At 57.6% G+C, this 14,346-nt stretch carries 13 protein-coding genes; 5 read left to right on the top strand and 8 right to left on the bottom strand.

Annotated elements, in window-relative coordinates; translation table 11 throughout:
• Positions 1 to 30 precede the first annotated feature (30 nt).
• Complete coding sequence (locus tag EPD60_RS15980; RefSeq protein ID WP_165871584.1) at positions 31 to 1,566, bottom strand: GAF domain-containing protein; 1,536 nt, start codon at positions 1,564 to 1,566, stop codon at positions 31 to 33.
• Positions 1,545 to 2,120 carry a biliverdin-producing heme oxygenase gene (locus EPD60_RS17065; RefSeq protein WP_165871583.1) on the bottom strand — a complete coding sequence of 192 codons (576 nt, stop codon included), beginning with the start codon at positions 2,118 to 2,120 and terminating at the stop codon, positions 1,545 to 1,547. Before EPD60_RS17065 ends, EPD60_RS15980 begins: the two co-directional genes overlap by 22 nt.
• 99 nt (positions 2,121 to 2,219) lie before the next feature.
• Here EPD60_RS17065 and EPD60_RS15975 point away from each other — a divergent pair, with 99 nt between their 5' ends.
• Both EPD60_RS15975 and rnhA read left to right on the top strand, forming a co-directional pair.
• Complete coding sequence (locus EPD60_RS15975; protein WP_131450528.1) at positions 2,220 to 3,839, top strand: acyl-CoA carboxylase subunit beta; 1,620 nt, start codon at positions 2,220 to 2,222, stop codon at positions 3,837 to 3,839.
• Positions 3,840 to 3,973: 134 nt separating this feature from the next.
• The gene (gene rnhA, locus EPD60_RS15970) at positions 3,974 to 4,438 is read left to right on the top strand and encodes a ribonuclease HI (RefSeq protein ID WP_131450527.1); all 465 of its coding nucleotides are present in this window, start codon (positions 3,974 to 3,976) and stop codon (positions 4,436 to 4,438) included.
• A 191-nt stretch (positions 4,439 to 4,629) separates the two neighbouring features.
• Here the strand turns inward: rnhA and EPD60_RS15965 are convergent, their stop codons facing one another.
• Complete coding sequence (locus EPD60_RS15965; protein WP_131450526.1) at positions 4,630 to 5,187, bottom strand: DUF6580 family putative transport protein; 558 nt, start codon at positions 5,185 to 5,187, stop codon at positions 4,630 to 4,632.
• 56 nt (positions 5,188 to 5,243) lie between these two features.
• Complete coding sequence (manA, locus tag EPD60_RS15960) at positions 5,244 to 6,467, bottom strand: mannose-6-phosphate isomerase, class I (RefSeq protein ID WP_165871582.1); 1,224 nt, start codon at positions 6,465 to 6,467, stop codon at positions 5,244 to 5,246.
• 21 nt (positions 6,468 to 6,488) lie between these two features.
• On the opposite strand from manA, the gene EPD60_RS15955 reads away from it, so the two are divergent.
• Positions 6,489 to 6,845: a YraN family protein gene (locus EPD60_RS15955; RefSeq protein WP_165871581.1), complete on the top strand. Its 357-nt coding sequence runs from the start codon at positions 6,489 to 6,491 to the stop codon at positions 6,843 to 6,845.
• A gap of 137 nt (positions 6,846 to 6,982) precedes the next feature.
• On the opposite strand, the gene EPD60_RS15950 is transcribed toward EPD60_RS15955, so the two are convergent.
• Complete coding sequence (locus tag EPD60_RS15950) at positions 6,983 to 7,483, bottom strand: YkgJ family cysteine cluster protein (RefSeq protein ID WP_131450523.1); 501 nt, start codon at positions 7,481 to 7,483, stop codon at positions 6,983 to 6,985.
• A gap of 98 nt (positions 7,484 to 7,581) precedes the next feature.
• Between EPD60_RS15950 and xerD the strand changes: the two genes are divergently transcribed.
• On the top strand, positions 7,582 to 8,517 hold the full coding sequence (gene xerD / locus EPD60_RS15945; RefSeq protein ID WP_243647857.1) for a site-specific tyrosine recombinase XerD: 936 nt from the start codon (positions 7,582 to 7,584) through the stop codon (positions 8,515 to 8,517).
• A 128-nt stretch (positions 8,518 to 8,645) separates the two neighbouring features.
• Positions 8,646 to 9,479, top strand: a complete 834-nt coding sequence (locus tag EPD60_RS15940; RefSeq protein ID WP_131450522.1) for a DUF2911 domain-containing protein — start codon at positions 8,646 to 8,648, stop codon at positions 9,477 to 9,479.
• A 74-nt stretch (positions 9,480 to 9,553) separates the two neighbouring features.
• Here the strand turns inward: EPD60_RS15940 and EPD60_RS15935 are convergent, their stop codons facing one another.
• The 3 genes from EPD60_RS15935 to EPD60_RS15930 form a co-directional block, all read right to left on the bottom strand.
• On the bottom strand, positions 9,554 to 11,293 hold the full coding sequence (locus EPD60_RS15935; protein WP_131450521.1) for a sodium:solute symporter family protein: 1,740 nt from the start codon (positions 11,291 to 11,293) through the stop codon (positions 9,554 to 9,556).
• Between the two features lie 221 nt (positions 11,294 to 11,514).
• Positions 11,515 to 11,670, bottom strand: a complete 156-nt coding sequence (locus EPD60_RS17060) for a hypothetical protein (protein ID WP_165871580.1) — start codon at positions 11,668 to 11,670, stop codon at positions 11,515 to 11,517.
• Positions 11,670 to 14,192 carry a PIG-L family deacetylase gene (locus EPD60_RS15930; protein ID WP_131450520.1) on the bottom strand — a complete coding sequence of 841 codons (2,523 nt, stop codon included), beginning with the start codon at positions 14,190 to 14,192 and terminating at the stop codon, positions 11,670 to 11,672. Before EPD60_RS15930 ends, EPD60_RS17060 begins: the two co-directional genes overlap by 1 nt.
• Between the last annotated feature and the right edge of the window lie 154 nt (positions 14,193 to 14,346).

Genomic DNA, 14,346 nt, shown 5'->3' with positions numbered 1-14,346 from the left:
GGTAAGGGTGCACTAAAATACCTTTTTTGTTTAACCGGGCAATTGCCGCAGCAGAAATTCCACCAAAAACTGGCGGAAGTTGTCGACAAGCCATTCTTCGGTTTCACTCCATTCCGGCGCCGTGTGCTCCACCTTTTGCTGCCAGACCTTGAACGAATTCCGGGGATGATAGCGCCGGCCATCGGCCTCGAATTGAACTGCTTCGTTCGGATTTCCGCTCCAGTTGATGCGCCGGATGGCTTCACGCCGGAAGCCCAGCAGGTAGTTGCCTCGCTCAGGCTGCAGGGGCAGCGCCAGCAGCCCGCTCGCGGTCGCCGCATATGCAGCCGCCGGCTCGAATACCTGTGCCAGCGACGCCTCCTGGCGGAGCTTGTCTACAGAATGCGTCTGCAGCCAGTAGGCCAGATCCTGGACCTCGGTGCTATCCGGCGCCAGCCCCCAGGAGTATACCTTGCGATTGTGTACCAGCGAAAAGCCGTCGGCGCTCAGCAGTTGCAGCACCAGTTCCGACTGGCGGCCCAGTCCTTCCGCCAAGCTGTTGGCGTCGAGAACGGAATCCACTACGCGGCTGAGCTGCAGGAGCCCTTCGGCACGGGCGGCTTCAACCTCGGCATTTTCTATGGCCCCGATCCGGGAGGTAATGAAGGTCGACAGCAGCTCAAACACGGAGCAGTGCTGGTAGCTGAGGTAACGCGGCGTGCGGTGGTGGCAGGCGATCAGCCCCCAGAGCCGTCCGTCCTTGAGAATGCGGGTCGACATCGAAGCCTGTACGTTCATATTACGGAGGTACTCCAGGTGAACGCCGGCCACGCTGCGGAGGTTGCTGTTAGAGAGGTTGGTGAACGAGTGCGTCACCGGGTTAAGTACCGGGTAAAGCTTTACCGGCGTATAATCGATATTGGGAATAAGGCGGTAGGGGTTCTTCCGGTAAAGCTCGCGGGCCTGCTTCGGAATGTCGGAGGCCGGGAAAAACTGGTTCATATAGCTTTCCATGCCCTCCTCCCGTTCTTCGGCAATGACCTCGCCGTTCCAGTCGCGGTCGAAGCGGTAAATCATCACCTTGTCGAAGCCGGAAAAGTTCTTCAGCTCGCGGGCTACGAGCCCGGCGGCTTCTTCTACGGTGGAGGTGCCTTCGATGGCGGCCATCACGTACTTCAGCTGCTCGTATACGTCGACAAAACTGATGGGCTCGGCCGATACCGGCTCGGCCTCGAGCAGCAGGAACCCGTCGTTGCTTTCCACCACGAAAAGAAAGTCGCGCCCGTTGACCGATGCCTGTAGCGGGAACTTCCCTTCCACGCCGGCCACAAGCCGCTCCCGCAGCCGCGCAAACTGTTCTTTGGTAAAAAAGTCGGCCAGCGGCTTCCCGGCCAAATCGGCAGCCGCGATGCCGAAGATGTCCTCCGCATTCTCGCTGCATTGCAGCACGTTCAGGCTGTCGCGGTCCAGTACGAGCAACACGCCGTGCGGCTGCACGAGGTTGGTCTGGTTGAGCGGCACGCGCCCGCAAAATTCAGAGTCGTAGTTCACACGCCCGTTGGCGCTCACAGGGTTTGCTTGATCCACAGGCGGAAATTTTGAAAGGTGAGGTTGGCGGCTTCGGTAACGGAAGCCGGGTCGTTTTTTTCGCCCCAGGCTTCGAGGGCCGCACGGAAGGCAACCCAGCGCGGGCCGGTTTCGGCGCCATAGCCTTCGAAGAACCGCAGCGGAGCATCGGGCAAGGCTTTGCGGATAATGCCGCAGATATGGCGGCCGCCGAGGGTGGAACCTTCGAGCACATAAAGCGCGCCCCAGGCGGCGTCGGCGTTGTTGATATCGGGAAGAAAGGTGCTGGCCGGCGGTGTTTCGGGCACGCCGAGTGCTGCGAGATCCGACAGAATCCAACTCGCCTTGCGGCGTTGCGGGATGTCGGGCAGTGCCGTCACCGGGAAATTACGATCGATGCTCTTTTCCACCGGAGCAAAAAAGCCATGAAAGGATTGCAGGAGGCGTGCATAAACACCGGGCTCCTGCAGGCGCTCCCACACAGGAGCGATGGCAGCCTCGAGATCGAGGTGATTTTTTTCCGTGGCGTTTTTGACAAGGGTAGGAAGAGGCGTACGCAGGTCAGGGCCAATCATTGATTAAAAGTAGGGAAATGCCGTTAACACGACTGTTAAAAGCCCCCGGAGCCCGATAACGTCAAGCCCTATCTTTGCCCGGCTCATCCTTTACAAATTATGGAACAAAAAACGATTGCGCCCCTCCACGAACTTGTCGACAAAACAAACGCCCTTCTTGAAAAAATTCATGAAGGCGGCGGCAAGAAAGCCATTGCCAAACAAAAGGAAAAAGGAAAGCTGACTGCGCGCGAGCGGATCGCCTACCTCCTGGATAAAGGAACGCCCTTCGTGGAAATCGGAGCCTTTGCCGGTTATGGCATGTACGAGGAGCACGGTGGCTGCCCGGCGGGTGGCACCGTGGCCGGTCTCGGTTATGTGAGCGGCCGCCAGTGCGTGATCGTAGCCAACGACCAGACGGTGAAGGCAGGTGCCTGGTTCCCCATCACCGGGAAGAAAAACCTGCGCCTGCAGGAGATCGCATTGCAGAATCACCTGCCGGTCGTTTACCTCGTGGACAGCGCCGGCGTGTACCTCCCGATGCAGGACGAGATCTTTCCCGACAAGGAGCACTTCGGACGGATCTTTTATAACAATGCGCAGATGAGCGCGGCTGGCATCGTGCAGATCGCCGCCGTGATGGGCGCCTGTGTTGCCGGCGGTGCTTACCTGCCAATCATGAGCGACGAAACCCTGATGGTGGAAGGCGCGGGTTCCATCTTTCTTGCCGGCCCCTACCTCGTAAAGGCGGCGGTGGGCGAAGACATCGACACCGAAACCCTCGGCGGCGCGGTGACGCATACCGAGATATCGGGTATCGCCGATTATAAATTCAAAACCGAGGAAGAATGCCTCGACCAGGTGAAGAAGATCATCGGCAAGATCGGTGCTCCCAAATCCGCGGGCTTTGACCGCGTGAAAGCGGAAGCCCCTGCCCTGCCGGCAAAAGACCTCTATAGCCTTGTATCGCCCGACAACAGCCGTCCTTACGACATGGTGGAGCTGATCAAGCGGATCGTAGACAGCTCCGAGTTCGACGAATTCAAAAAAGACTATGGCAAAACCATCGTTTGCGGCACGGCCCGCATCGACGGGTGGGCAGTAGGCATCGTAGCCAACCAACGAAAGATCGTCAAGAACAAAAAAGGCGAGATGCAGATGGGCGGTGTGATCTATAATGACAGCGCCGACAAGGCCGCGCGCTTTATCCTCAACTGCAACCAGAAGCGGATCCCCCTTGTATTTCTACAGGATGTGACGGGCTTCATGGTGGGCAGCCGCAGCGAGCATGCCGGCATCATCAAAGACGGTGCGAAGCTGGTGAATGCCGTTGCCAATTCGGTAGTGCCCAAGATCACCATCGTGGTGGGCAACTCGTATGGCGCCGGCAACTATGCCATGTGCGGCAAAGCCTACGACCCGCGCTTTATCTACGCGTGGCCGGGCGCCCGGATCGCCGTAATGGGCGGAGAGCAGGCAGCCAAAACGCTGCTGCAGATCCAGGTGGCCGGGCTCAAAGCCCGCGGCGAGGTGATCACGCCCGAAGCGGAAGCCGAACTGCTGCAACGCATCAAGGGCCGCTACGAGCAGCAGACTTCGCCCTACTACGCCGCCGCGCGCCTCTGGGTAGACGCCATCATCGACCCGGCCGACACCCGTCGCATAATTTCCGAATCGCTCTATGCCGCGCAGCAGGCGCCGATCGAGAAGGAGTTTAAGATCGGCGTGTTCCAGGTGTGAGCGTGAACCGTCAACCGTGAGCGCTGACGCCTGTTTACGAGAAACGGATGCCAAAGGCATCCGTTTCTTATTTCATCACATCGCGGGCTCACAGTTGACAGCTCAGGGCTGACGAAACCGTATTTTCGCGCCCGATGGCATCCTCCCCTATTATCATGTACACCGACGGCGCGGCCCGTGGCAATCCCGGCCCGGGCGGCTACGGTGTTATTCTTATGAGCGGCCCGCACCTGAAAGAGCTTTGCGGTGGCTTTCGCCGCACTACCAACAACCGCATGGAACTGCTCGCTGTTATTATGGGTCTTTCGGCTCTTAAGAGCCCGGGACAGTCGGTAACCGTTTACTCCGACAGCCAGTACGTGGTGAAAGCGATCGAGGAAGGCTGGCTCCGCAACTGGATCCGCATCGGCTTCAAAGGAAAAAAGAACGCCGACCTCTGGATGCGCTACCACGATCTGGCGCAAAAACACACCGTGCGCTTTGTATGGGTGAAAGGTCATGCCGACAATCCCTACAACAACCGCTGCGATGAACTCGCAACAGCCGCCGCCGACGGCAAAGGACTGCAGGTGGATAGCGGTTATGAGAATATTGAATAACGAATATCGAATATCGCATGTCTAATGGTTGGAATATTCAATGATCAATACACAAGTCAAAATGCCGGGAGCTGCTCATTCGAAAACTGATTAATTGAACATTGCACATTGAACATTAAACATGCAAAAACCCGCCTGTGGCGGGTTTTTGCTATTTCAATATTCGAAATTCAGTATTCGATATTCGTTATTCAGAAGGCCAGCTCGCGCTGCTTCTGGTTGATGGCATACCAGGCGCTGAAGAACAGGCCCGAGAACAGCACCGTAGCCGCCAGGCTGCCACCGTAGAAAGGCAGGCCGTCCGCCAGGGTCTGCATCAGTCCGCCAAAGTTCTTGGGGTGACCGTAGCCGCCGCCGCCGGTCCAAACCAGGAAGTTGCTGAGGAGGAAGTAAGCTGTAGGAGCAGCCAGGGAGGCACCGAGGATACGGCCTACATTGAAGTTTTTGATGAAGAAGCCAAACACCGTCATGGCCATGAACAGCACGTAGTTCGTAGCCTGCCCGCCATAAAAGCCCGGGGTCTTACTCAGGCCGTTCACATACAGGAGCTGGTACAGCGAATCCGAAAGCAGCATGGAAGCCAGCGGCATCAGAAAGGCGTATTTCTTTTCGCGGATGATGGCACCGCTGAACAGGGCGATGGCGATCTGCGGCGCAAAGCCCCAGGGACGGCCGTCCCATACGCGGTAGAGCGAGCAGGCCAGCACCAGCAGGCCGAAGGAGAGAATGACGGAAGTATTGCGTTTCATCGATGCTAGAAATTAGGCGACAAAAATAGGGACTTCGGGCGTTAGCTATTCACATTTTATGCACCGGGCACGGAGGCGGTGTAAAGGCTAAGCGGTGCTTCGGCACTGATCATGAGGGCGGCATCGGGCAAGGCGAAAAAAGCCTGACCCGCGCCTACCGGGAAGCTGCGCGCACCTTCCTGTGCCATGCCGCTGCCTTCGAGCACCAGCAGGATGGAAGGTCCTTCGGCATAGAAGAAGTGCTTATCGCCTTCTGGTACCCGGCAATGCTCCAGCTGGAACTCGTCCACCGGCGCCTCGAAGGTGGCGCAGGTACCGGCCTTTCGGCGCCACACCTGCGGGTGCGTGGCTTCGAAGCGCACGAGGCGCAGCAGCTCGGGCACATCGCAGTGCTTGGGCGTTAGGCCGGCGCGCAGCACGTTGTCGGAATTCGCCATCAGCTCCACGCATTGTCCTTCCAGGTAAGCGTGCGGAAGACCGGCGCCCTGGAAAATGCCTTCCCCTGGCCGCAGCATCACAATATTGAACAGGTAGATCGAAAAAAGCCCGCGGTCCAGGTTGCCATCCGGAGAAAAAGTTTCTACGGCGCGCGCCGCCCAGAAGTCCGGACTGCGCTTCGACAGCTGCCCGGCCCGGTACAGCGGCAGGATCCGGTCGACCAGCGGCTGCAGAATCCGGTTTACTTCTTCCTGCGGCAGTCGCAGCAAGTGTCCGTATAAACCTTTGTAACCACCCGACCGGAACAGCGGCAGCAGGCCCGACAGTTCCTCCGTCTCCTGCAATACAGCTTCCACGAGCTCTTCGGGGCGGAAGCCATGGAGAAGCCAGAATTCGCTGAGCGCGATCATCAGCTCGGGCTTGTGATTGTCGTCCTTGTAATTGCGGTGCGGCGCGTCGCGCGGGATGCCGGCCGCTTCTTCGCGGGCAAAGCCTTCGCGCGCCTGCTTCTTATCGGGATGCACCTGAATCGAAAGCATCTGCGCAACATCGAGCACCTTAAGCAGGTAAGGAAGTCCGCCGAAGCGTTCCCGGACTTTAGTTCCCAGCGCATCCTGGGGCTCACGGGCAATAAAGCGGTCGAGCGGCTCGCGGCGGCCACCCGCCATTTGCAATGCAGACGGTGATGCAGGGTGAACGCCGAGCCAGTATTCGGCAAAAGGCTTTCCATCGGTGTTTTTTTCACCCAAAAGCGTGGGCAGAAAAACACGGCCGCCCCAGGCATAATGCTGCACGACGCCGGTGATGGGAATAACACGTTGGTGGGCTTGGAGGTCGGTCATACTTTGCCCGTAAAAATAAGTATGGCCGTGCACAACGAACGGGGAAAGAACGGCGAGACGCTTGCCGCCGCCTGGCTGGAGCGGGAAGGCTACCGCATCGTCGCCACCAACTGGCGCTGGGGGCATCTGGAAGTAGACCTGGTGGCAGTGAAAGACAGCCTGCCGCATTTCATCGAAGTGAAGTATAAAACTTCAGGGCGCTTCGGCCCGCCCGAACTCAAGGTAAACAGGCAGAAATTCCGCAACCTCACCAACGCCGCTTCCGGCTGGCTGCGCAAGCATCCGCAGTACCGCGATTTCCGCATCGACATCATGGCCATCACGGAGCTGCCGGGAAAGGCACCGGAGTATTGCTTTATCCGGAACGTATTCTTTTAAAAGAGATGACAGGAGAGAAAGAACGCAGATTTTTTTTGATCTGTCAGGATGAACGCAGATATCGGTACCAACATCCGCGTAATCATAACCAATCTGCGTATTCCGCTCGCGGAATCAGCGTTCTTTCTCTAACGGCGTCACAACTTTCCTACACGCTCGATCATCTTCTCCACGAACGTGAAGGTGGCCGGACAATACTGCACGTTGGCTTTGTGAATGTGCATGTACGTCTTCGCGGGCTTTTTGGCCAGGTGTGGAAAGCCGGCGCAGTCGGCCGGGCGGATCGGGTAAATGGAGCACATATTGGTGCGCTTGTCGAGAAACTGACAGGGCTGCGTGCGGTTCATCCACTCGCCTTTCCGGTCTTTGAACAGCCACTTTTCCTTGAAGGCGTCCACCGTCATGCCGAGATGCGCCGAGATGCGCTTCAGGTCGGCGGGTGTGTAGGTGGGCGTCATGGCGCGGCAGCAGTTGGAGCAGGCCAGGCAGTCCACCTCGGCCCACACTTCGCGGTCTACCTCCACGGCAATCGCGTCGTAGCCACGGGGCAGGTTGTTTTCCAGCTTGGTGAGAAAACGACGAAGGCGCGAGCGGTGCACCAGCACCTTTTCATTGAATTTGCGGCGGTAGGCAGACATGGCCCCGAAGATAGGGCTTCAGGAATATTCAATGTTCAATGTGCAAGGCACACGGTAGTGGGGCCCCTCCTTGAAAATTGATCATTGAGCATTGAATATTGAATATTGTTCACCTTTACATCGTGTGGGACGCATATAAAAAAGGATTCAAGGCCTATCTCCAGCTCGAGAAGTCGCTGTCGGCGCACTCCATCGAGGCCTACCTCCGCGACCTCGGAAAACTCACAACCTTCCTGGAACTGGAAACGGGCGCACGGCAGCCCTCGGAGCTGTCGCTGAAAGAGCTGCAGGCCTTTGTAAAGTGGGCGGCGGAGCTGGGCCTCACACCGGCGTCGCAGACGCGGGTGATATCCGGCATCCGCGCATTTTACAAATACTGCCTGCTCGAAGACATTTCGCGCACCGACCCCACTACCCTGCTGGAGGCACCCAGGCTCAAACGCGCGCTCCCCGATGTGCTCAGCACCGGCGAGATCGACGCCATCCTTGCGCAGGTAGACCGCAGCAAACCCGAGGGCGAACGCAACTACGCGCTCCTCCATACGCTGTACAGCTGCGGGCTGCGTGTCAGCGAAGCGGTCAACCTCAAACTGTCGCAATTGTATTTCGATGTGGAGTTTGTACGGGTGACCGGCAAAGGCAACAAGGAACGCATCGTGCCCATCGGGTCGGAAGCGATCAGGGCCATCACGAATTATGTGCGCCACGTGCGGGTGCACCTCCCGATACAGAAAGGCGAGGAAGACATTCTCTTTCTCAACCGCCGCGGCCGCCGCCTTAGCCGCGTGATGGTCTTCCTGGTCATCAAAGAACTCGTGCAGGCCGCGGGCATCAGGAAAAATGTTTCTCCGCACACCTTCCGGCATTCCTTTGCCACGCACCTCGTGGAAGCCGGCGCCGACCTGCGCGCCGTGCAGGAAATGCTCGGCCACGAAAGCATCACCACCACCGAGATCTATACGCACCTCGACCGGGAATTCTTGCGAAGGACGTTGCAGGAATTTCATCCGGCATTCCGGGGGCGCAAATCGTGAATCGTCGATCGTGACAGCCTTTCAATGCAGCATTTGAACGCTCCGGGAATCGCTCTTTTCATCCAACGGCCACTTTCCTCCTTTTCCCGACCACCACATTCTTTACATTTGTTCAAAACCAAAAAGTCATGCTTAAAAGCTTACTTGTAACGATTGCTGCCAGCTGCGTGCTTGGTACTGCCCAGGCCCAGCAATTACGCACGCCCGCCCCGAGTCCTTCGCAGATGGTCCGCCAGGATTTCGGCATCTCCAACGTAGAACTCAACTACTCGCGTCCCGGTATCAAGGGCCGCAAGCTGTTTACCGACCTCGCGCCCTACGGACAGGTTTGGCGCACCGGTGCCAACGCTGCTACCCGTCTTAAATTCGCCGATGATGTCACCATTGGTGGCCAGCCGCTGAAGGCCGGCGAATACGCCGTATTCACCATCCCCAACCAGAACGAATGGGAAGTGATCATCAACAAGGGTTCCGCCAACTGGGGTACCGACTACAACAAAGACCTCGACGTGCTGCGCTTCAAAGTGCCTTCCACCACCAGCTCCAATTTTGTTGAGACCTTCACCATGCAGTTCGGAAATATCAAGAACAACTCGATGGACCTGCAGCTGATGTGGGCCAACACAGTCGTAAACGTTCCCATCTCTGTCGACATCGACAAGAAGATCATGGGCCAGATCGACCAGCTGATGAACAAGGACAACCGTCCTTACTATGCCGCCGCCATGTACTATATGGACAATGGCAAAGACCTCAACCAGGCGGCGCAGTGGCTCGACAAAGCCGTGGAAGCACAGCCCAACGCCTACTGGGTACACTACCAGCGCGCCAATGCACTGGCCAAACTCGGCAAGAAAAAGGAAGCCATGGAAGCTTCGCAAAAGTCGATGGCACTTGCTAAAGAGCAGAATAACCCCGACTATGTGCGGATGAACGAAAAGCTCCAGGCATCGCTCAAGTAATGTTTGATGTAAGATCTCAGATTGACAAAGCCCGCTTCGTTGAAGCGGGCTTTTTTTTTGCAGGAAGCGGGCAATTACACGTCCACGGCAATGTGCTTCCTGGCTGCAAACATTTGCGCGATGAGCGCTACTAAGACCACGCCGATGGCACCGATGGCATTGAGCCAGAGGAAGGAAATATCGGGCAGGAAACGGAGCAGCGGGATCTGCTCATTAAAGAAAAGCAGCACGACGAAAACTTCCACAAGTAGGGCAGCAATAAAGATCGCGTTGCCGCCAACCCGCTTCAGGTAAAAAGCCACGAGGAAGATGCCGAGAATGACGCCGTAAAACAGCGATCCCAATATGTTGACCGTTTCGATAAGGCTTTGCCCCAGGCGGTGCGCAAACTGCGCCACCACGATTGAAAAGACGCCCCAGGCAAAGGTGTAAGCCTGCGACAACCGGTAGTCGTCGCTGCCCGCTCCCTTGCGCAGCCGCTGGTGAAAGTCGACCACGGAGCTGGCGGCAAGCGCGTTCAGGGCGGCGGCAATAGAGCCCCAGGCCGCCAGGAAGATGACCGCGATGAGCAGTCCACGGAGCCCCGCGGGCAGGTACTCTTTTACAAAAGAAAGAAACACGTAGTTGGTATCGTTGGCGTCGCGGCTGCTCACTTTCGGCGTCCAGGCCTTGAATTGCGCACGCAGCGAGTCGGACTGGTTTTGCTGGGTTTTGAGTCGGGCGGTATAAAATGCAAGCGAGTCGCTGCCGGGCCGTTCCGCCCAATGCGCAAAGCGCACCGCGGTGTGTGCCCGGCCCGCGTTTAGCGCCTCGGCCCGCGCCTGCAGCCCGGCAAGAGAATCTTTATAAGTAGAGCCGGCGACGTCTTCCACCAATGCGCTGTTGAAAGAAAGCGGCGTACCGCGGAACTGGTAAAACGTAAAGATCAGCACGCCGATCAGCAGGATGCCGAACTGCATCGGGATCTTCACCAGCCCGTTGATCAGCAGCCCGAGGCGGCTTTCGGTATTGTTCTGCGCCGTGAGGTAGCGTCCCACCTGGCTTTGATCGGTTCCGAAATAAGAAAGCGCCAGGAAAAAACCACCGATCACGCCGCTCCAGATATTGTAGCGGTCGTTCCAGTTGAAACCGCCGTGTGTCGTTCCGCTGGTGATGATATTGAGTCGTCCGAGCTTCCCGCCAACGTGCAGGGCTTCACCGATGCTCACGCCCTCCGGCATGAGGTGCACCACCCACCAGCCCACGAGTGCCATACCGGCAAAGATGATGAACAGCTGCAGCTTCTGGGTGTAAGCCACGGCGCGGGCGCCGCCGGCCACCGTGTAGATGATCAGCAGCCCACCCATGAGGATATTGGTCCAGAAAACATCCCAGCCAAAAAGGGCGCACAGGATGATGGTGGGCGCGTAGATGGAGATGCCCGTGGAAAGCCCGCGTTGCAGCAGGAAAAGAAAAGAAGTAAGCAGCCGGGTCTTTTCATCGAAGCGCTGCTCGAGGTACTCATAGGCGGTGAACACCTTCAGCCGGTTGAAGATCGGGACGAAGGTGATGCAGATGACGATCATGGCCAGCGGCAGCCCGAAGTAATACTGCACAAAGCGCATCCCGTCGGCAAAGGCTTGCCCGGGGCCCGACAGAAACGTGATTGCTGATGCCTGCGTTCCCATGATGGAAAGCAACACCAGCCACCAGGGCATGCTGCGGTTGCTCAGGAAGTAGCCTTCCAGGTTGCGGCTTGCACGGCTTTTATAAAGGCCGTACAACACAATCGCCAGCAGGGTCAGCACCAGCACGCTCCAGTCGAGTCCGTTCATGCGTAGCGGCGGGTTAGGTACCAGAAAAAGAAGATGAGCGCCATCAGCACGCCGAATACGAGCCAGTACCAGCCTCGCCAGGAGCGGAAGAACGGAACGCGGTCATGGGCCATATGCGAGCAAGATAAATATTCAATATGCAATGCTCAATATTCAAATTACAAGTGGTTTCTCCACTCCTTGAACATTGAAAATTGAACATTGATTGTTGAAAATTCCACTCAATGTCTTTTCAATCCTCCTGCCAGTACACCCAGCAGGAGCCCCAGCAAAAGGCCGAGGGTCAGCTTTTTGATCGCGATGCCGAGCACAAGCCCGAGCACAATTACGAACACAATGCCGATGCGGCGGCGTGTAGGATCCGGAGCGGGTGCCATCAGAGTTCCTTTTTCTGGTTAAGCGCAATCAGGTTGGCCAGCAGCCGGTACGCACCCGGAACACCCGCAGGCAGCTCGCGGAAAAACACGAGTCCCGTATAGGTGAAATAGCCCTTGCCGTATTTCGCAATGATCAGGCTGCCGTCGTCGGGCGCTTCACCGGGATCGTTCATCCGGAACACCATTTCGAATTCTTTCGGCAGGTCGCTGGTAGACGCATGGTAAATGCTGCGCTCCTGGATCCAGCCGTTGAAGTCGGTGGCATTGATCTTATTCGGGAAATTCAGCACCGGGTGCTCCGGCTTCAGGATGGTTACTGCGGCATTTTCATCGGTAATGCGGTTGCGGGTGATGTTGAAGTTATACGGTCCGATCTTGGCACGCACCGGCCCGATCTGGTTACTGGTGTTGTACTGCACGATCAGGTTGCCGCCGTCTTCCACGTATTTCATCAGCTTGCCGTGCAGCGGGTTGAGCCAGTCGTTGGTATTGTAAGCCCGCACCCCGCTGATGATGGCGTCGAAGCTTTTCAGGTTGAGCCGTTGCAGTTCCTTCTCTCCCAGCACCGTCACGTCGAAGCCCATTTGCTCGAGTGCCGCCGGCACCTTGTCACCGGCGCCTACGATATAACCGATCTTCTTACCGCGTGTTTTCAGGTCGATGTTGAGCAGGCTCAGCGGGTCGGTAAGGAAATAACGGATCGACGGGATGTGCGCATAGTTGATGGCACGCATCGCCACGTCGGCATCGTGCTGCTCCGTGCCTTTGAAATGCGCATAAGCAAGCGCCGATTCGAGGCGGTTCTGATAGATAAGTCCGGTATCGGTTTTCGTAAACCGATCGGTGCCCGACACCTGGAAAGCATATTGCTTGTTGGCATTCCGCTGCAGCGAAAAGCTATTGTCGCGCACCGGCCCGCTGTTGGGATAGCCACGCAGCTCCACTTCAACCGGCGCCTTGATGTCTTTGTGCGCTTTGACCTGCGCCACGGCCTGCCGGGGCTCCTTGTCGCCGCGCGGCAGCAGCAGCACATCGGGCCCCGTAGTGATGGTGGCGGCCGGAATGATGTACAGCGGATGGTACTGCTCGCCCTTCACCGGGTCGGTAAACTTATACCGCACCGGTCGTGTCAGCGTGAACGGAACGCCATCGATGGAAATGCGGAACTGCGCCTCGAATGCAGGCTCCACATCGGGGCGGCCGATGAGGCTTTGATCGGTCACGGTATAATACCCTTCGCTCATTTTTTCCCGGAGCCAGTAAGGCTGCGTCAGCGGAAAGCTCGAGTCGACCGCGAGGCTGCGGACCAATATAATATTCTTGTTGGCCGCGGCGTCTGCACGCATAGCCGTATCAAGACCACGGGTAGTGATGCGCTCAAGGATAACCGGAACGCCAAGGCGGCTGTTGAGCACGAAATTGAGTCGCACCGAATCGCCCTGCACCGCGTAAGGTTCCATGCTGAAGGCTTCGATCCAAAGTCCGCTCGCCGACTCGATCAGGTCTTTCACTTCGGAAAGCTTCTGGTCGCGCCAATAGCTTTGCGGTGCCGCCTGGAGCGCCTTATAAAGCACGATCAGCGCCGGCACCGACTTCTGCGGCGCCATGAAATCATAGTTCGCCAGCACGTTGTTTACCAGCGGGCGGATCGCCGCGCCGCCGGGCATGCGGTCCCAGGAGAGGTCAACATCATCCATGAGGTCCTTACTGAAAGCCGCGCCTCCGGTTTGCTTGAAATATTCAAGCGCCTCACCCCGCTGCCGCGGCACGCCGAAGCCCTGGCTCTTGTGCTGGCTGCGGCTATCGGCGGCGATCTCGCCATAGCTTTTGCCCAGCACCGGGTTATAACCGCCTACGTCGAAATGATGCTGATCCTCGCGGATGGTATTGGTACTGCCGAAGTTGAACGTATTCCACAAAATGCGTTTGGCCTGCCAGGGGCGTACCCACCGGAGCTGCTCGGGAAAACGCTTCGGGTCGGCGGCGGCGGTAAAGGCCTCGTTGGCCAGGATTGCGGACGCCGTATGGTGGCCGTGCCCGCCTTCACCGGTAGTGGGAAAGCGCGTAATGATTACATCGGGCTGAAACTTCCGGATGACCCATACCACGTCGGAGAGGATCTTTTCCCGGTCCCATTTGGTAAAGGTTTCGACCGGTGTTTTTGAAAACCCGAAGTCGAAGGCCCGGGTAAAGAACTGCTCGGCGCCATCGATGCGGCGCGCTGCCAGCAGCTCCTGGGTGCGGATGAGGCCGAGCTCTACGCCCTGCTCATCGCCGATCAGGTTCTGCCCGCCGTCGCCGCGGGTGAGCGACAGGTAGCCGGTGCGGTACATCCGGTCTTTGGCCAGGTAAGCCAGCAGGCGCGTGTTCTCGTCATCGGGATGCGCTGCCAGGTACAGCACCGACCCAAGCACATTCAGCTTGCGCAGGCCCAGGTAGATGTCCGCCGAAGTACGAAAGACCGGCTCCTGGGCATTTGCAGTGAAAGAAGCCAGAAGCAAAAAGTATAGTAACCGTTTCATAAATAGCATTCGTTTTTGGTTGTCACGAGAAGAGAAAGAACGCTGATGGCGCCGTTGGCGCCATGCGCAGATTGGTTATGATTTTTTATGATGGGCTGACGCACGCATGGTTCGGCAAGCTCACCATGACATTGTCAGCCTGAGCGAAGTCGAA

Source organism: Flaviaestuariibacter flavus, assembly GCF_004337505.1.
Taxonomy (GTDB): Bacteria; Bacteroidota; Bacteroidia; order Chitinophagales; family Chitinophagaceae; genus Flavisolibacter; species Flavisolibacter flavus.
The sequence above is the reverse complement of the archived record's forward strand: the minus strand, read 5'-3'. Positions and strand labels throughout refer to the sequence as shown.

What these genes read in the sequence shown, in the direction of transcription:
- EPD60_RS17065 (WP_165871583.1), bottom strand. Translation starts at nt 2,120, where the DNA reads ATGATTGGCCCTGACCTGCGTACGCCTCTTCCTACCCTTGTCAAAAAC.
- EPD60_RS15975 (WP_131450528.1), top strand. Translation starts at nt 2,220, where the DNA reads ATGGAACAAAAAACGATTGCGCCCCTCCACGAACTTGTCGACAAAACA.
- rnhA (WP_131450527.1), top strand. Translation starts at nt 3,974, where the DNA reads ATGGCATCCTCCCCTATTATCATGTACACCGACGGCGCGGCCCGTGGC.
- EPD60_RS15965 (WP_131450526.1), bottom strand. Translation starts at nt 5,187, where the DNA reads ATGAAACGCAATACTTCCGTCATTCTCTCCTTCGGCCTGCTGGTGCTG.
- manA (WP_165871582.1), bottom strand. Translation starts at nt 6,467, where the DNA reads ATGACCGACCTCCAAGCCCACCAACGTGTTATTCCCATCACCGGCGTC.
- EPD60_RS15955 (WP_165871581.1), top strand. Translation starts at nt 6,489, where the DNA reads ATGGCCGTGCACAACGAACGGGGAAAGAACGGCGAGACGCTTGCCGCC.
- EPD60_RS15950 (WP_131450523.1), bottom strand. Translation starts at nt 7,483, where the DNA reads ATGTCTGCCTACCGCCGCAAATTCAATGAAAAGGTGCTGGTGCACCGC.
- EPD60_RS15940 (WP_131450522.1), top strand. Translation starts at nt 8,646, where the DNA reads ATGCTTAAAAGCTTACTTGTAACGATTGCTGCCAGCTGCGTGCTTGGT.
- EPD60_RS15935 (WP_131450521.1), bottom strand. Translation starts at nt 11,293, where the DNA reads ATGAACGGACTCGACTGGAGCGTGCTGGTGCTGACCCTGCTGGCGATT.
- EPD60_RS17060 (WP_165871580.1), bottom strand. Translation starts at nt 11,670, where the DNA reads ATGGCACCCGCTCCGGATCCTACACGCCGCCGCATCGGCATTGTGTTC.
- EPD60_RS15930 (WP_131450520.1), bottom strand. Translation starts at nt 14,192, where the DNA reads ATGAAACGGTTACTATACTTTTTGCTTCTGGCTTCTTTCACTGCAAAT.